The sequence below is a fragment of the Kitasatospora sp. NPDC032150 genome (genome assembly GCF_055579945.1).
In genome coordinates, this window is sequence record NZ_JBVIMH010000045.1 from 1 (window position 1) to 17914 (window position 17914).

10 protein-coding genes are annotated in these 17914 nt (G+C 71.9%); 5 read left to right on the plus strand and 5 right to left on the minus strand.

Going from position 1 to position 17914, the window contains the following annotated elements; all coding sequences use genetic code 11:
* Positions 1–880: 880 nt before the first annotated feature.
* Positions 881–1336 (plus strand): hypothetical protein, encoded by a 456-nt coding sequence (locus ACZ5ON_RS32520; RefSeq protein ID WP_465600195.1) that lies wholly within the window; start codon positions 881–883, stop codon positions 1334–1336.
* A gap of 136 nt (positions 1337–1472) precedes the next feature.
* Here ACZ5ON_RS32520 and ACZ5ON_RS32525 read toward each other — a convergent pair whose 3' ends face one another.
* On the minus strand, positions 1473–1718 hold the full coding sequence (locus tag ACZ5ON_RS32525) for a hypothetical protein (protein WP_465600198.1): 246 nt from the start codon (positions 1716–1718) through the stop codon (positions 1473–1475).
* Between the two features lie 305 nt (positions 1719–2023).
* Between ACZ5ON_RS32525 and mutA the strand changes: the two genes are divergently transcribed.
* The 4 genes from mutA (at position 2024) to ACZ5ON_RS32545 (ending at position 7665) form a co-directional block, all read left to right on the plus strand.
* The gene (gene mutA, locus ACZ5ON_RS32530; protein ID WP_465600200.1) at positions 2024–3907 is read left to right on the plus strand and encodes a methylmalonyl-CoA mutase small subunit; all 1884 of its coding nucleotides are present in this window, start codon (positions 2024–2026) and stop codon (positions 3905–3907) included.
* Positions 3907–6108 carry a methylmalonyl-CoA mutase gene (gene scpA / locus ACZ5ON_RS32535; RefSeq protein WP_465600203.1) on the plus strand — a complete coding sequence of 734 codons (2202 nt, stop codon included), beginning with the start codon at positions 3907–3909 and terminating at the stop codon, positions 6106–6108. Before mutA ends, scpA begins: the two co-directional genes overlap by 1 nt.
* A gap of 30 nt (positions 6109–6138) precedes the next feature.
* The gene (gene meaB, locus ACZ5ON_RS32540; RefSeq protein WP_465600206.1) at positions 6139–7131 is read left to right on the plus strand and encodes a methylmalonyl Co-A mutase-associated GTPase MeaB; all 993 of its coding nucleotides are present in this window, start codon (positions 6139–6141) and stop codon (positions 7129–7131) included.
* Between the two features lie 183 nt (positions 7132–7314).
* Positions 7315–7665: a hypothetical protein gene (locus ACZ5ON_RS32545; RefSeq protein ID WP_465600208.1), complete on the plus strand. Its 351-nt coding sequence runs from the start codon at positions 7315–7317 to the stop codon at positions 7663–7665.
* A gap of 62 nt (positions 7666–7727) precedes the next feature.
* Here ACZ5ON_RS32545 and ACZ5ON_RS32550 read toward each other — a convergent pair whose 3' ends face one another.
* The 4 genes from ACZ5ON_RS32550 to ACZ5ON_RS32565 all read right to left on the minus strand — a co-directional run bounded on the left by ACZ5ON_RS32550 (position 7728) and on the right by ACZ5ON_RS32565 (position 17826).
* On the minus strand, positions 7728–9029 hold the full coding sequence (locus tag ACZ5ON_RS32550) for an SUKH-4 family immunity protein (protein WP_465600211.1): 1302 nt from the start codon (positions 9027–9029) through the stop codon (positions 7728–7730).
* A 51-nt stretch (positions 9030–9080) separates the two neighbouring features.
* A complete protein-coding gene (locus tag ACZ5ON_RS32555; RefSeq protein ID WP_465600214.1) occupies positions 9081–10961 on the minus strand; it encodes an ATP-binding protein in 1881 nt (626 codons plus the stop codon).
* Positions 10962–11187: 226 nt separating this feature from the next.
* Positions 11188–12930 carry an SUKH-4 family immunity protein gene (locus ACZ5ON_RS32560; protein ID WP_465600216.1) on the minus strand — a complete coding sequence of 581 codons (1743 nt, stop codon included), beginning with the start codon at positions 12928–12930 and terminating at the stop codon, positions 11188–11190.
* 249 nt (positions 12931–13179) lie between these two features.
* Positions 13180–17826: a toxin glutamine deamidase domain-containing protein gene (locus ACZ5ON_RS32565; RefSeq protein ID WP_465600281.1), complete on the minus strand. Its 4647-nt coding sequence runs from the start codon at positions 17824–17826 to the stop codon at positions 13180–13182.
* Positions 17827–17914: the final 88 nt, after the last annotated feature.

Here is a 17914-nt window from a genome sequence, read left to right on the forward strand (position 1 = left end):
CTGTTGAGTTCTCAAGGAACGGACGCTTCCTTCAGGCCGCCTTCCAGCGGACCCTCCGGGCGCTTCGTTCTTTCGTGTTTCCAGCTTATCAGATGTTTTCCGCTCCGTTTTCCGGAGCCTCGCTCATCCGATTCGCTTTCCTTCGGCCTTTCGGCGCTTCCGACTCTATCAGATCCCTCTGACCCGTCTTTCGCGCTTCCCGGCTTTCAGGAGGCTTTTCGCCGGACCCGACCTGACGGCCCGTCCGACGTTTCAAACCCTAGCCGATCCCCGCTCCACAAAGCGAATCCCGGCCGCAATCCAGAAAAACACACAACAATTCACACCGAGCCGCGACAAGACACGACCCAGCCCGAACAGAAGAAGTGGTGTTTCAGAGGATTGGCCGCCCCGGGACCGTCCGCGCCGATGCGTGTCCGGTGCTCCCTGCCGAGCGACTAGAGAACACTACCCGCATCAAAGCTCCCAGGCAAACGTCGAGTTCCCGGGGCGTACCAGGAACCGCGGGCCCGTCCTGCGCGCTGAGCCGTTGGGGCTGTCCGAGGCCCGGCGAAGACCGGCGGCGGCATCGTACTGTCACGGCCCGGCGCACGCGGACAGCCCGAACGGAGGTCCGGAACGGTGTCAACGATCGGGTGTTCGGCCGATCTCTCCTTGAGCCGGCGGAGTCGGCCTTGTCACCGCAAACGTGCAACCCGGTGACCGAGTTGATCGTCTGTGTCTGGAGAGAAGCACCAACCTGCATGGCGTGACGGGTTGCGGGTGGCAGGGCCACGGAGATCTCGGTCCCGCTCCCGTTTCCCGGTCGGGACACCGCCGCTGTGGCCGGGCGGTTTCCCGACCGGGAGTCCGCTGCCATTCCACTGAACGAGGAGAACGGGTGATCAGCAAAGACGCGGGCCGGGCCGGATGGTGCCCGAGGGAAGTGCGAACAGCCTTCAGGATCTCGCTCGCCGCGATGGCCGTCGAGGCCGCCACCTGGCTACTCGACGCGTTCGTCATCCCTACCAGCGGATTTGACGAATTGCGCAGCACGCTGGGAACTCAGGGGGCGACCCTGCAACTCGCCCTTTCTGCCGGGTTCCTGCTGCTGACCGACGCACTGTGGCTGTTCTTCGCGCTCAGAATGCGTCAGGGCCGGAACTGGGCCCGCATCATGCTCGCCGTCCTCGGGGCGGTCGGTTCGCTCTCCCTCCTCGCCGACACGGGCATGAACGGCCTCGACTGGTCGATCATGAGGCAGGGCGTCCCCACCGCGCTGGCCGTCGGCGCGGCCGTGCTGATGTTCCTGCCCGCGTGCAAAGCGCATTTCTCCGTGCCCGCACGCGCTGAGTAGCAAGTCCCGCCCGGAACGGGCCCGGTCGTACGGTTCAGTCGAAGGCGCCGAGTTCGCCGTCCGGACGTCGAGGAGTTCGTCGGCGGTGGCCTTGCCCGGTTCGGGGCCGGTTCCGTGGTCGGGGCCCGTCCGGCGATCAGGTGCAGAGGCGGAGGCCCACCCGGAAGTGCTGGTCGTCGATCGAGGCGACCGGGACGGCGGCTTCCAGTAGGGCTTCGAGGCGGACCCACTTCGGCCTCGATCTCGGATGTACCGTGGCCTGGCACACCGCGAACTCGACCGGTACATCGCCCAGTTGGCCACCGCCGAGGAGCGCACGCCCGGCGACGACCTGATCAGCCGGCTGATCGCGGCCGACCTCGCGGAGCCGGCCGTCGGGCAAGCCGACATCGCGAGCACGGTCGGGCTGATGCCGGTCACCGGCCACAAGACCACCTGCCCCGGCGTTCCGCCACCCCTAGCCGCCCCCGACTGCCGCCCGGCCCCCACGCTTCGCGCGCTGCCCGACCGGGGGCACCGGCCGCCGTGCTGCACGCTTGCGAGGCCACCGGCCGGGCGGGTTCCGGCAGTTCCGCGACCAGCCGCGATCGGGCTCCGCGGCACTCCACGGGGCCTGGGGTGCAGAGAGGGAAAGGTCACACTCCAGGGGGCTGATGCCGTCCCGTTGACGGGCACTAACCTGCCCTCATGACGACGGTCCCGCCCGAAGGGCTCCCTCTGGCCGCCGAGTTCCCGGACGCGACCCGAGAGCAGTGGCAGCGCCTGGTCGAAGGCGTTCTCCGCAAGTCGGGTGCGCAGGACGCGGCCGGCGCACAGGCCGAGGACGCCCTCACCACCCGGCTCCAGGACGGCCTGCGCGCCCGTCCGCTGTACACCGCCGAGGACGCCCCGGCCGACCCCGGGTTCCCGGGCTTCCCGCCCTTCGTCCGCGGGGGCCGCCCGCAGGGCTCGGCCCTCTCCGGGTGGGACGTCCGGCAGCGCCACGCCGACCCGGACGCCGCACGGTCGAACGAGGCGGTGCTCGCGGACCTGGAGAACGGCGTCACCTCGCTCTGGCTGGTGCTCGGCGAGGCCGGGCTGCCCATCTCCGCGCTGCCAGCCGCGCTGCGGGGCGTCTATCTGGACCTCGCCTCGGTGGCCCTCGACGCAGGCGCCGAATTCCGGGCCGCCGCCGAGCAGTTCTTCGCCCTGCTCGCGGAGAACGGGGTACCCGCCGAGGCCGCCTCGGGCAGCCTGGGCGCCGACCCGCTGGGCCTGCTCGCCCGCACCGGTGACGACTCCCGCACCGACGCACTGCTCGCCGACGCCGCCGCTCTCGCCACAGAGTGCGAGGCCACGTACCCCGGCGTCCGCGCGCTCACCGTCGACGCACTCGCCTACCACGACGCCGGCGCCTCGGCCGCCCAGGAGCTCGGCTGCGCACTGGCCACCGGCGTCGCCTACCTGCGCGAACTGACCACCGCCGGACTCACCGCGGACGCGGCCGCCGGGCAGTTGGAGTTCCGCTACGCGGCCACCGAGGACCAGTTCCTGACCATCGCCAAGTTCCGCGCCGCCCGCCGGCTCTGGGCCCGGGTGGCCCAGGTCTCCGGGATCACCCCCGAGGCCGCCGCCCAGCGCCAGCACGCGGTGACCTCCAGCGTGATGATGACCGAGCGCGACCCGTGGGTGAACATGCTGCGCACCACGGTCGCCTGCCTGGCGGCAGGCGTCGGCGGCGCGGACGCCGTCACCGTGCTGCCGTTCGACGAGGCCGTCGGCCTGCCGGACGCCTTCGCCCGTCGGATCGCCCGCAACACCCAGTCGATCCTGCTGGAGGAGTCCCACCTGGCCAGGGTGGTCGACCCGGCCGGCGGCTCCTGGTACGTCGAGCGGCTCGCCGACGAGCTGGCGCACGCCGCCTGGGACCACTTCCAGGAGCTCGAGCGGGCCGGCGGCCAGCGGGCCGCGCTCACCGCCGGGCTGGTCGGCGAGCGGATCGCCGGGACCTGGGCCGAGCGCTCGGTGGCCCTCGCCAAGCGCCGCGAACCCGTCACCGGCGTCAGCGAGTTCCCCAACCTCGGCGAGCAGCCGCTGGTCCGCGAGGCCGCGCCCGCCCCGCTCGGCGGCGGCCTGCCCCGGGTCCGCCGCGCGGAGGCGTACGAGGCGCTGCGCGCCCGCTCCGACGCGCACCTGGCCGCCACCGGCGCCCGCCCCCGGCTGTTCCTGGCCGCACTCGGCACCGCCGCCGTACACACGGCCCGCTCGACCTTCGCGGCCAACCTGTTCCAGGCGGGTGGCATCGAGACCGTGACCGCCGAGGGCCTGGAGCCGGCCGCACTGGGCGGGGCCTTCGCCGCGAGCGGCGCCACCGTCGTCTGCCTCTGCTCCGGCGACAAGGTGTACGAGGAGCACGCCGAGGCCGTCACCGCGGCGCTGAAGGCGGCCGGTGCCGCCAAGGTGCTGCTGGCGGGCCGTCCGGGCGAGCTGGGCGAGGCGTACCGGCGGGCGGGAGTGGACGAGTTCGTCTTCGCGGGCTGCGACGCGGTGGCCCTGCTCTCCTCCCTGCTGAACGAGATCGGAGTGGCGTGATGATCCCCGACTTCACCACCATCGGGCTGGACGGGGAGCTCGGCGCCCGGGTCACCGGCGAGCAGTGGCGGTCCGCCTGGCAGCGGGCCACCGGCAAGGACGTCGAGGAGCTGGTCTGGGAGACCCCGGAGGGCATCGGCGTCAAGCCGCTGTACACCGCCGAGGACCTGGCGGGCCTGGACTTCCTCGGCACCTACCCGGGCATCGCGCCCTACCTGCGCGGCCCGTACCCGACGATGTACGTCAACCAGCCCTGGACGATCCGCCAGTACGCGGGCTTCTCCACCGCCGAGGAGTCCAACGCCTTCTACCGGCGCAACCTGGCGGCGGGCCAGAAGGGCCTCTCGGTCGCCTTCGACCTGCCGACCCACCGCGGCTACGACAGCGACCACCCCCGGGTGACCGGCGACGTCGGCATGGCGGGTGTGGCGATCGACTCCATCTACGACATGCGCCAGCTCTTCGACGGCATCCCGTTGGACCGGATGTCGGTGTCGATGACCATGAACGGCGCAGTGCTGCCCGTACTGGCGCTGTACATCGTGGCGGCCGAGGAGCAGGGGGTGCCGCCCGAGAAGCTGGCGGGGACCATCCAGAACGACATCCTCAAGGAGTTCATGGTCCGCAACACCTACATCTACCCGCCGCAGCCGTCGATGCGGATCATCTCGGACATCTTCGCGTACACCTCGCAGAAGATGCCCCGCTACAACTCGATCTCCATCTCCGGCTACCACATCCAGGAGGCCGGGGCCACCGCCGACCTGGAGCTGGCCTACACCCTGGCCGACGGCGTGGAGTACCTGCGGGCCGGACTCGGTGCGGGCCTGGACGTGGACGCCTTCGCGCCCCGGCTGTCGTTCTTCTGGGCGATCGGCATGAACTTCTTCATGGAGATCGCCAAGCTGCGCGCCGCCCGGCTGCTGTGGGCGAAGCTGGTCAAGCAGTTCGACCCCAAGAACACCAAGTCGCTGTCGCTGCGCACCCATTCGCAGACCTCGGGCTGGTCGCTCACCGCGCAGGACGTGTTCAACAACGTCACCCGCACCTGCGTGGAGGCGATGGCCGCGACCCAGGGCCACACCCAGTCGCTGCACACCAACGCCCTGGACGAGGCCCTCGCCCTGCCGACCGACTTCTCCGCCCGGATCGCCCGCAACACCCAGCTGCTGCTCCAGCAGGAGTCCGGCACCTGCCGGGTGATCGACCCCTGGGGCGGCAGCGCCTACGTCGAGAAGCTCACCCACGACCTGGCCCGCCGTGCCTGGCAGCACATCCAGGAGGTCGAGGCGGCCGGCGGCATGGCCAAGGCGATCGACGCGGGCATCCCCAAGCTGCGCGTGGAGGAGGCCGCCGCCCGTACCCAGGCGCGGATCGACTCCGGCCGCCAGCCCGTGATCGGCGTCAACAAGTACCGGGTCGCCAACGACGAGCAGATCGACGTGCTCAAGGTCGACAACTCCTCGGTGCGCGCCCAGCAGATCGACAAGCTCCGCCGGCTGCGGGCCGAGCGCGACGAGGCCGTCTGCCAGGACGCGCTGCGCGCGCTCACCGCCGCCGCCGAGGCCGGCCCGCAGGGCTCCTCGCTGGACGGCAACCTGCTCGCGCTGGCGGTGAACGCCGCCCGCGCCAAGGCCACCGTCGGCGAGATCTCCGACGCCCTGGAGAAGGTGTACGGACGGCACTCCGGCCAGATCCGTACCATCTCCGGTGTGTACCGAGACGAGGCAGGACCTTCGGAGGGTGTGCAGCGCACCCGGGAACTGGTCGAGAAGTTCGAGGAGGCCGAGGGCCGCCGTCCGCGCATCCTGGTCGCCAAGATGGGCCAGGACGGGCACGACCGCGGCCAGAAGGTGATCGCCACCGCCTTCGCCGACCTCGGCTTCACCGTGGACGTCGGCCCGCTGTTCCAGACCCCCGGCGAGGTCGCCCGTCAGGCGGTCGAGGCAGACGTGCACATCGTCGGCGTCTCCTCGCTGGCCGCCGGACACCTCACCCTGGTGCCGGCGCTGCGCGCCGAACTCGCCGAGGCCGGCCGGGAGGACATCACCATCGTGGTCGGCGGCGTCATTCCGCCGCAGGACTTCGACGCCCTCCACCAGGCCGGTGCCGCGGCGGTCTTCCCGCCCGGCACGGTGATCCCGGACGCGGCGTACGACCTGCTGAAGTCGCTCGCCGCCGATCTCGGCCACGAACTGTGAGCCGCTGAGGAACTGTGAGCCGCTGAAGAGATGTCGCCCCGGACGATCGACCTCGACCAGTACCGGCAGGGTGTGCTCGACGGCTCGCGCGCCTGGATCGCGCGGGCCATCACCCTCGTCGAGTCCACCCGGCCCGACCACCGCGAGCTCGCCCAGCGGCTGCTGGTCGATCTGCTGCCGCACTCCGGCGGCGCGGTGCGGGTCGGCATCACCGGTGTGCCGGGGGTCGGCAAGTCGACCTTCATCGAAGCGCTCGGCACCATGCTCACCGGCCGGGGCCGCCGGGTCGCGGTGCTCGCCGTCGACCCGACCTCCAGCCGCACCGGCGGCTCCATCCTCGGCGACAAGACCCGGATGGAGAAGCTCTCCACCGATCCCGATGCCTTCGTCCGGCCCTCCCCCACCTCCGGCACGCTCGGCGGCGTGGCCAGGGCCACCCGCGAGTCCATGGTGGTGATGGAGGCCGCCGGCTACGACGTGGTGCTGGTCGAGACGGTCGGCGTGGGCCAGTCGGAGACCACGGTGGCGAACATGGTCGACTCCTTCCTGCTGCTCACCCTCGCCCGCACCGGCGACCAGTTGCAGGGCATCAAGAAGGGCGTCCTGGAGCTCGCCGACCTGGTCGCCGTCAACAAGGCGGACGGTCCGCACGAACGCGACGCCCGGGCCGCCGCACGGGAGTTGGCGGGCGCCCTGCGCCTGCTCCAGGCGCCGGACGCGGCCTGGACCCCACCGGTGCTCACCTGCAGCGGCCTGGACGGCAGCGGCCTGGACACCCTCTGGGACCGCCTCCAGCAGCACCGCCGGCTGATGGACACCACCGGAGCGCTGGCCGCCAAGCGGCGCGACCAGCAGGTCGACTGGACCTGGGCGATGGTCCACGACCAACTGCTCTCCCAGCTCCGCGAACACCCCGAAGTGCGCCGCCTCGCACCGCAGTTGGAGCAGCAGGTCCGCGAGGGCACGCTGACCGCGACGCTGGCCGCCCAGCGCATCCTGGACGGCTTCCGCTCGGCCGGCTGAACCCGGGGCCCGGGAGCTTCCTCGGGTCGGTCTCCTCGGGACGGCTTCCGGGCACGTCATCCGAGGCGGTCTCCGGCAGGGCCGCGCCCCGTCCGGCCTCCCGCGCCTATGATCGGAAGGTCAACGCCGGAGCCGGGTCGAGAGGCCGGCCGAGGCGCGGAACCGGGGGAAGGACCGCCAGGGATGGGTGCGGAGTACGAGATCACGGACGACGAACTGCTGGAGGTCGCCGACGACCCCGAGCAGGCGGCCTCGCTCCACCGGGCCCTGCGGACCATGGCCGGTTCACCGGCCGTCGGCCCTCAGCTGCAGGAGATGGCCAAGGAGGTGCTGAGCGGCCGGATGAGCATGCGGGACGCCGTCCGGTCCACCCACTACCTCGACGCCATCGGCGACCGACTCTCCCAGATCCGTGACGCCGCCGAGCGGATGACGCCGGAGGAACGCCGCGCGTCCGAGGAGCGTGCCCGGAAGCTGTCGGAGAGCGGGGCCGCCACGCGCGAGAGCGGGACGGCCCCGGGCAACCGGGCCTGAGGGCTCCTTCCAGAACCTCGCCGGGATCGCGGCCGGCACCACCGTGACCGTGGAGGACGGCGCTACAGCAGCCCGTCCCAGAGCTGCTCCACGATGACCGCCCACCAGTTCTCCGGGTCGCTGAAGGCCGTCCTGTCGATCGCGGCCAGCTCCTGCTGCAGGGCGGCCACGGCCTCCCCCGCGGCGAACGGGTCGAGCCCGCGCAGCGCGGGCCAGCGGACGGCGAACAGGGCCAGGCAGCGGAGGTAGGCCGACACGTCCGCGTTGGCGTACCGGCCGCTGCCGTTGTCCGGGTCGACGGCCCATACCCGGCCGACGCCCGCCCCCGTACCGGTGCCGCCGTCGCCGCACTGGACGGCGATCAGCGCGTGGCCGTCGTCGCCCAGCACCACGTACTCTGCGAGGACCGCCCGCGCCCGGTCGGACACCCGCGCACCCCGGCCGGACTCGGCCAGCTGCGCGGCCGCCGTCGGCAGGCCGGTGTGGGCGGTGAAGAAGTGCTCGACCCGGACCGGAAGCCCCGCCACCGCAACCGTGCGGCCGGCGGCCTCGGGCAGCAGGCTCTGCGCCACCCCGTCCGCCTCGAACCGCCGTACCCCGTCCGGGCCGAACTGCGCGGCGAGCCGGGCGCCGAGCGCCTCGTCCGGCTCGGGTTCCGCGGCCTGCACGCCGCGCGGGAACGGCACCCGGTTGGGGCGCGGCGGCACCGGCCGCCCGGCACCCTGGAAGACCTTCTCGGTCTGCTCCACCAGCGCCCGCACCCCGGCCGCCCGCCGGTCGTAGCGCGGACCGTAGTCCTGCGCGTAGGAGAACGACGCCACCGGCAGCTCGGCGAGCAGCGTCGCCGCGCAGTAGCCGCCCGGCAGTTCGCACGGCCGCAGATCGGTGTGCACGGCCAGCACGTCCTCCGCCCGCACCCCCTGCGCCTGCAGCGCGCGCCAGCCGCGCACGTCGGGGTGGGGGTGACCGGGTGCGGAGGACTGGAAGAAGTACTGCTCCTCGCCCTGGGCATCCCGGTAGGTCAGCACCGCGGTCGAACCGGGCCCGGTCACCGGCGGCCGCGCCGGGTCGTACGAGCCCGCGCCGAGCTTGTCCCGGTAGAGCTGTACGACCTCCTCCACCGGCACCGACGGCCAGGTGGTCAGCTCACCGGTGGCCCGGTCGACCACCGCACACGCCGAGCCCACCTCGGCCGGTGCCCGGCGCTCCCCCGAGCCGGAGTCGACCGGCGCCGCCTGCTGCTCGGCCCACAGCACCCAGCCGAGGTCGAACTCGTGCACGGCGATACGGCGCCACTGCTCCTGGGGCCGCCCACCGTTGATCCACTGGTGCGCCGCCTCGATCGCCTGCTCACGGGTCGTCACGCGGTCGTTCTCCTTCGAAGCCATCGGATGCAGCTCAGGTTATCGGTGGGTTCACACCACGGTCTCGACGGCCGCCGCCCCGCCGCCCTCGGCAGCCGCCTCAGGCCGCCCCGCCCCTGCGAGCGCCAGCGCGCTGACGCCCCTGGCGTCGGCGAGCAGCAGCACGCCGTCCGGGGTGAGGTCCGCGCCGCCGAGCGGACCCGGCGAGAGGAAGACCGCGAGCGGGCTCTCACCGTCGATCGGCCAGACCCGCAGGTAGTCGGTACCGGTGCTGAGCATCAGCCCGGCCGCCGCACGCTGTTCGTCGGACGGGCGGACCATCCGCTCGACGTCCACCTGGACCTCGTCCCCGGTGTGTGCGTCGAACCCCACCAGTCCGGCGCTCCCCTCCCCCACGCCGGCGACGAGCATGGACGCCCCCTCGGGGGTGAGCGCGGCGGTGAGTGCCGTGACGCCGGGCAGCGGCTTGGCCCACAGCGTCCGCCACGGCAGTTCCAGGCCGAACTCCGGTGCGGCCAGGCCGTCCTGGCGGAAGGCGTGCTCCAGCAGCGCGGCCCGCAGGACCGGACCGGCCTCGGTCCGGGTGAACAGCGGCGCCAGTCGCAGCCAGGCACGGGCTGCCGTCGGCAACTCGGCCCCGGCAGCGGCGAGGTGCTCGACCGCCGCCCGCAGCGGCACCTGCTCGGCGTGCAGCAGGAAGCCGGGGTCGGCCAGCAGTTCCGGCAGGACCCCACCCTCAAGGGCGTGCCCGACCAACCGCTCTCGTACGTACCCTCCGGCGGCCGCCCAGCGCTCCGGACCGCCGGCTGGCAGGGTGGCCAGCAGCGCCGTGGTGATGCGGCGCTGCGCCTCGCGCACCGTCCCGCCCATGCGCTCGCGCAGTTCGTCGGCGATCGCCGGGTGCACCAGGGTGACGGCAGGCGGCGCGCCCTCCTTCTCGACCAGGTCGAAGAACGGCATCAGCAGCATCTGGCCGTCCGCCAGATCCGTGGCGAGATCCTTGCCCGCGACCGCGGAGGCGAGCTCCGCCCACAGGTCGAACGGCAGCGCCGCACCGTCCCCCGCGAGCGCGAGCGGCGCCAGCAGACGGCGGAGCGTCAACTCCGGTACACCGCAACGCTCGGCGTGCAGATCGAGCACGTCACCCACACCGGCCGGCGGCACGGCGGGCGCCCCGGCGTCCGGGGTGACCCGCAGCGACCACGCCGTCAGCCTGACCACCAGCGGACCGTCTGCCCGGCGGGCCAGCTCGGGCGCCAGAACGGCCTGCGCCTCGTCCAGCATCATCTCCGTCTGCAGCGCGAGCCCCTGCTCGTCGGTCCAGGGTGCCGCATCGAGGTCGATCACCCGCACCTGCCCGGCGGGCAGCTCCTCGGCCAGCTCGGCCGCCAGCCGCTCCGCCTCGGCACGCGGCACGTCGGCGAGCAGCCGCAGCCCGGGCGACAGCGCCAGCGGCCGGAGCACCTCGGCGGCGACCTTCGCCGGTTCCGCCAGCTCGCGCAGCACCCCGGCCCGGTCCACGTCGGGTATGACGACCGGGATGGTGTCCAGGCCCTCGGGCAGCGGATCCGCGAGCAGCCGGTAGACGTCCTCGGTGCGGTTGACGTCCATGCCCAGCTCGTCCGCGACCGCCCACAACAGCTGGGCAGCCGTCAGCCCGGAAGCGCCGAACACCAGCGGCGCAGGCAGCCCGGCGGGCGGCACTGTGCTCGGGTCCAGCACATCCACGTCGATCCGCTCCCGGTAGCCCGGGTCACACAACATCAGGAACCCGGTGAGCAGGTGCGTCCGTCCGCTTCCCGGACCACCCGTCAGCAGCACGGCCTTGGGTGCCCCCGTGCCCCCGGCCCGCCAGCTCGCGAGCTCACGCAGCACGTTCACCCGGCCGCCGATGTGCGGATGCGGCTGGTAGATGGTGTTCAGGTCGGTCACGTCTCGGTCTCCATCGCTTGCTTCCTCATGCGTCATCCCGTGCGCCGAAGGTCTCAGGGCCTCGGACCGTCTCCGGCTGGCCCGCCCGGCAACGGTTGGGAAGACCGGTGGTCATTGGGCGAAGGAAGGTCGGCCGCGTCGGAGGTCCTGCCGGCTGGCCCCGGTCCGATGGTCATCAGGCTTTCTGTCGACCCCGCACTCCCCCAGGCTGCGCCACCGTCGTGCCTCACTCGTAGTCGCTGCCGAAAATCTCCGCGAACTCCAGCTCCCAGAAGCCTTGATCGGCTGTCGCCGGATCAATCGTCCGGAGCCACCCCTTGATGGACTCCTGCAGATCGTAGGCATCGCTGTCGCCTTCCAGCGCTGGAGTGGCCGACACCGCGTCATGCAGCAGGAGGATGTGCAGCAGCGCGCTCAGGCTGCCGGCCACCGGTGTCAGCGGGCCGTCGGACGTCCCCTGGTCAGTGCTCAGGAGCAGCTGGCCGGTGCTGCCCTCGAGTAGCAGAGCCCTACCCCACAGGGTTCCCAGTCCGGCCACGAAGCCGGGCCCGTGCTCCCATGGCCGCAGCGTGTCCAGTGCGAGGTCGGCCGGCTGCAGGCCGGCAAGTTCGGTGCAGGGCCAACCGACCTCGGCGAGAAACCGCACGGTGGAGGCGTGGACCATGTTCTCGGGCAGCCGCTCCGGCGGGACCGTACGGCAGGCGTCCGGACCGAAAGCCCAGGCCTCCTCCAGCAGTTCCCGGGTCACCGTGGCGCCCGGCGGGATCCGCTCCGGTGGCGCCCACCAGCCGCACCTGGTGAGCGGCTCGATCTCCGCACTGCGGCGGATGGCCGGAAGTGCGCCAGCCGCTGCCTCGTTCACCAGCGCCGCGTAGACGCCGAGTCGGCCGACGAAGACCCAGAGGGCCGTGTCACCCTCCGGTTCCGGGCAGCGGACCGCGTCGGTCACCAGACTGATCGGCCCGGGCAGACTCGTCAGTGGTGCCTGTTCCGCGGTGTCGAACCATCGCCCGCGTCGGACATGGGCCTCGACCACCCCGCGTTCGTTCCGGATCTGCGGTCCCGCCTGCGACTGATCCGACGGCACCGGACCTTGCAGCGTCTCCCCGGTCCCGATGTCCCAGACGGCCACCACTTCCTCTTCGCCGAGGTCCTCGCGATCGGGCCAGTCAGACGGATCGGCCCAGCAGGCGACCGCCGTGCCCGCACCCCACCGGACGACGCCGAGCCGCCCACCGGGCCACACCTCGACACCTGGACTCACCACACCGGGCCAGTGCCAGTGCGACCAGACCGTCCGCCAGAGCAGGTCGGTCCGGGCCGCGAGCGCGTCGGCGAGATCGGTCATACCCCGGCTCATCAGCCCGTGGTGCAACCAGCTCAGCCATTCCGCCCGACTCGCCGGACCCACATGTCGGCCGAGGAGATAGTGCACCACCCCGGCCACTCCTCCCAGGGGAACACCGTCCGGGTGGGCAAGGGCCAGCCCCAGACCGAGCCCGTACCACCCGACCGTCACCAGGAAGTCGGGATCTTCCAGGCAACGGTCGAGCTCACCCGCCAGCGCGGCATGGACCGGCCACGCCTCCGACAGGTACGCCGCCACCGGGCTGCCCTCCGACGACCGACGCTCGTGCAGCCTCCTCATGGCCTTGAACACATACCCTTGCTGAAGTGCGGTCAGCGGGTGGCGACGACGCGCTTCACGGTGGAGCATCACATCCCGGAATCCGAACAGCCCCGCCCCCTCGTCAACGACCATGTCGAGCTGGTCCACCGCATCCGCCCGAAGGCTCTCTTCGGATACCGCCGATCCGAGCAGCGCCTCAGCCACTGCCTGCCACACCTCGAGTGGCGACCGAGGAACCTCCAACGCCGCCGCTGCGGCGAGCAACAGCTCCATCCGCTGCTCCGGAATCCCCGGCATCCCCGACTGCACCGGCTCCGAGACTCCGGCTTGCTGCGTCACGGGCTCCCTGATCACAACCGGCTTGCGTGCAGCCGTACGGGACCTGGCTACGGTCTGCACCCATCGTCCGATGCGCTGCCGCTCGACCGAGCTGATCAGCGGTCCAGCCAACTCGGTGTGCTCCAGCATCACCCCTGAACAGCCGGCCGCTGCCTCGCCAACGGCAACCGACACCTGCTCAAGGCTGAGCCCCGTGCAATCGATGCTGCCCCAACCGTCCAGTGCCTCGCCGTCTGTCATAGCCACAGCCTACGACTCCGTATCCAGTGAAATTCCCTGACGCCCGGCCGAAGCCCTCATCCACAAGTCCCCGATACGAAACAAGTGATCCTTGAACTGCGCGGACAGTTCCGTCTGCACCTTCCTCTTGCCAAGCGGCTCACCCACCGGATCCGATGCCAGCTGCCCCCTCCGGAATCCCGTGCCGTAGCTGACCGGAACGTGCGACAGAGACTCCGAACTGACGATGTAGTGAGAGCAGTCCGACTTGGTCAAAGAGCCGGAAGTCGCGCCACACGGCTCGCGTTCGGTATAGAGGTGAACCGGTTCCAGCTCAGGAAGTCCAGCCTCGACCCGCTGCCTGTTCACCGCGTCGAAGTAGTCACCGACATGCGGCTCCGAGTGATCCTGATTGGCATTCCCCTGTGGAATCGATGAATCCACGACATAGTGCGTCTCGTTCGTCACCGGGTCGTGCACCTCCAGGACGGCGAAGTTGCGGCCCGTGAAATCCGGGCGGTGCTCATTCCGACCGTCCGTCTCCCTCATGTGCTGCGCGTAGGACTTCCCTTCAGGATTCTTGCCGTAGGTCTCCTCAAGGTGACCGAACGTTGCACGAGCCGGATCGGGCTTCTTTCCGGCAAGGCCGCCACGCATGTCCGCACGGGCGTGGTAGTGCACACCCCAGGAGTCACCCTTCTCGGGCTTGAACCCTGATGCATCGACCACGTAGTGGCCCGCATCGCCCAGGACATGGTTGACGGCGTTGCCACGGTGAAATCCCAGACTCATACGCCCGAGCACGGCGACAACGGCACATCGCTCAGCCGAGGGCATATTTTCGAATCCGGGCAGCGCCTTCTTGAGTTCGGAGTGCGAGAAGCCCCTAGGGACGTGGTTTTGCTCCGGGTCGGCTTCACGGCCGCGCAGCGCCGCTTCATCGAGCAACCTGCCCAGATCGCCATCGCGTTCCCAGTTGTCGAGGGCGTGATAGGCCTTCTCGAGATCCATCTGTGAAACGTGACGCTCAGCGGAGTCGCGAAGAGCCACTTGCGACTCCTCGGGAAGCATCCCCAGGTGCTGGTGGTCCTTGGTCTGTTTTTCGTCGAACTCGGCCGATCCTCGGACCGGGTGGCCAGCCGGCTCGGCAGGCGCATGACGTTCGGCGTTGTGCGCGGACGGCTGAGCCGAAGGATCGTGATGGGCCGGGAGCGGATGGCGGTCGGCGTCGAGGGGGATGGCCCAGACGCCGTGTTCGCCGTCGTGGATGGGGTGGGGGCTGCGGGCGCCGGTCTGGTTGTCGAGATAGGTGATCTTGCCGTGGTGGTTGACCACGTTCCAGGCGTGGGCCCGGCCGTGGGCGTCCTGGGTGATGATGACGGCCTGTGAGCCGTGCCCGGCCCGGCGGAGCTGGTCCTCCAGGTTGCGGTAGGCGTGTTCGCCGTTGCCGAGGTCGCGGAACTTGGCGCCCAGCTGCTGCTCGGCGCGGTCGCGGCCACCGTGCTCACCCTCGTGGGTGCCGTCGTGACTGCGGGCGGCTGCCGCGGTGGGGTGGCCGTTGTAGGTGTCGGCGGTGGAGAGTGCGACGTCCAGGCAGTTGTTGTTGCGGCCGGGCTCGCGGTGGCCGGGCCCGTTGATGGCGCCGGGCCAGTCGCCGTTCGGGTCCGGGTGGCGCTGTGGGGTGCCGTCCGGGTTGCGCGGGACGCGGCTCTCCAAGTCCTGCTGGTGGTGCGGGTCGACCCGCTCCAGCCCGCCGGGGACGTCGTGCGGACGGCTCTCGGAGAGGGGGTGCTCCGGGAGCGGGTGCCCGTCCGTCGAGTCGTGCGGGTTGTGCGCGGTCGAGCCGTCCTCGTTGTGGTGTTGCGTTGCCGTGTTGTCGTCGGCGGTGTGGTGCTCGGGGGCTCGGTGGTCGGCCGGCCGGTGCTCGGAGGCTTGGTGCTCGGAGGCTTGGTGGTCCGGCGTGTGCTGGCCCGGGACGGAGTGCTCCGGAGCGCGCGAGCCTGGCTCGGTGTGCCCAGCGGCCTTGTCGGCAGGGGCCTTGGTGGATGCGGGCCCGCTCGGCTTCGGCTCGGCCGGGTGCCGGTTCGCGGACGGTTCGGCGGACGGCGCGCTCGGTCGGCGCACCGGGCCCGTCTCCACCGGAGGCCGGGTGGGCCGGGGCTCCGCGGGACGGTGTGCCGAAGGGGCCTGGTCGGCCGCTGCCGCAGGACGGCTGGGACGGCTCTGGCCGAGGCGCACGGGCTCCTGCGGCCGACTGCCGCCCGTCGCTTCCGGACGGCGAGCGGTCGACGGCGGCTCGGCTGACGGGGCGTGGGACGAGCGAACCGGGCCTGTGGCGGTCGGTGCCGAGGTCCGGCCCGCACCACCCGTCGTACCGGCGTGCGCGGCTCCACCGGTGCCACCACCGACCGGAGCGGCCATCGACGGCATGCCGGGGGCCCCGGTCGGGGACGCGGACACGTCCGAGCGGGACGCTGGGCCGTCCGGGCCGTCCGGGCCGTGGGCGGCCGGCGGTTCGGCGACGGACGGGCGGGGCAGGGTCGTGCTGCCCGCGGAGTCCGCCTCCAGATGGGCCGGTCCGCCCTCGTGCGGGCCGTCGGGCCGTTCGGAGCCCGGCATACCGCCCGGACGGGTTGCCGGCTCCTCGGCGCCCCCGTGCGGGCGTACGGGCCCGAGGGGCACGCCTCCGGGGTGGGCGGACCGCGGCGCGGCGCCCGACTGCGTGGGCGTGCCAGAGCCGTCGGCCGAATGCTCCGGTACGGCGTGTCCACGTGCGGGAGCTGCGGGGTTCTCCGGCCCGGCCCCGGCGTGGCCCGGCTCGGAGGCGGATATGCGGCGCGGGTCGGCGGCCTGGTCGGACGTGTGCCGGCCCGACTCGTCCTGCCGCTGCGCACCGGTGTGTTCATGGCCCGGGGTGGAGGTCTGACCACCGCCCGGGTGCTGGGCGGGCGGTTCGGTGCTGTGCGCCGGTGCGTCCGTGTGGTGGCCCATGGCCGGGGACGGCGCCGAGCCGCCGCGCTCGGCCGGTGCGGCATGGCGGGCGGGTTCGTCCCCGTGGTGCGCGGGCGCGGACGGGTGCTCCGGCCCTGAGCGCTGGGGTTCGCCTCCGTGATGCGCTGGCGAGGACGACTGCTCCGACCCCGCGTGCCCGGGCGCCTCGCCGTGCTGCGCTGGCGCCTCGCCGTGGTGCCCGGGCGCCGGAGCAGGCTCCGAACCGGCGTGTCCTGAGGGCACCTGACCCTGACTCGGCGTGGACGAGGACGCGGACGGATGCGCCGACGAAGGTCCGGAGCCGCCGTGCTCCGCAGGCGTGTCCCCGTGGCTGGGTCCCTCGGTAGGCCGACCGGAGGTCGACGGCTGCTCCGACGTGCCGTGTGCCGGGGTGTCCGAGTGGTTGACGTTGGTGGCGGGTCCTCCGGCGTTGCCGGCCTGCTCCGCCGGCCCGGCACCGTGCCCCACCGGCTCGCTCGGGCGCGCCGGGGCCGGTGAGGGCGCCTCGCTCGTCCGGGTCGGCCGGGTACCGGCCTCGTCGTGGTGCGAAGCGGCCGGGCCGCTGTCACCGTCACCGGTGAGCCGGGTACCGAACGGGTCCAGTGCCGGGCCCCGGTCCGTACGAGGGCGCGAGGCGCCGCCAGCGTGGTCGGTTCCGCTGCCGGAACCCGTACCGAAGGCGCTGTCGTGTGCACCCGAGGAGCCCCCACCGGCGTGCTGTCCGCTCTCGTGGGAGCCGCCTCCGCCACCGCTCACGCCGTCGGACCGGGTACTGGCCCCGGCGGAGGATCCGCCACGGCCACTGCTGCCGCCACCGCCAGGCGCGTCCGGCCCACCTGACTCATGTGAGCCGGACGATCCCGCCTCGTGAGAGCCCGATGGCTCGTGGGACCCCTGCGGCAAGCCCGACTTGTGGGACTCGTGAGGTACCTGGGCCGAGGAGGACTCGTGGGAGCCGCCACCCGTCGCCCGGTGCTTGGCCGCGCCCGCCATGCCGGAGGCGACGTTGTCCCGCAGGCCCGTCGCGAGGCTGTTGGGCAGGTCCTTGACGCTCTGCTTCACCGAGTCGACGCCGGTCTTGGCCAACTCACCGACGTTGAAGCCCTGCTGGGCCCCGAACTCCATCTTGACGCCCTGCTTGATGAAGTCACTGACCATGGCTTCCAGGGCCTGGATCGCCGACTGCTTCAGGGTCTGCTTCAGCGTCTCGACCAGCTTGTGGCGCAGCTCCGTCAGGATTCTTCTGACGATGAGCCTGGTCGCCTGCGTGGCCCCCAGCGCGCCGACCTCCGACAGACCGAAGCTGAACGGTGCCGCGGCCTGGGCCGAGATGATCTCGACCGCCAGCATGACGAGCTGCGCGATCACCGCGAGCTTGGCGACCTCGGCCGCGATCGCCGCGGCCTCAAGGGCGAAGGCCATCAGCTCGGCGGCCTCCTTGGCTTCGTGGAGGTAGCCGCCACCGCCGTCGAACCTGCGCCACATCTCGGCGAAGCCGTCGATCGCCTCGCCCGAGTTGTCGCTGGTGACACGCTGCGCCGAGCTGCTGCCGCGCTCGCGGATCCGGTCGATCTCCTGGCCGAACTCACGCCAGACCTGCGCCGCTTCCCGCAGTTTGTCCTCGTCGGCGTGAGGCCAGTTGTAGCCCAGGATCTGCAGGACCCATTCGAGCTCGCTCGGCAGCATGATGGACACGCGAAAACCTCCCCCGTTCGCGAAGAATCGATTCGGCTAGCGCGCATGGCGCTCACCCCTGCGCAGGCACCCGCGACAG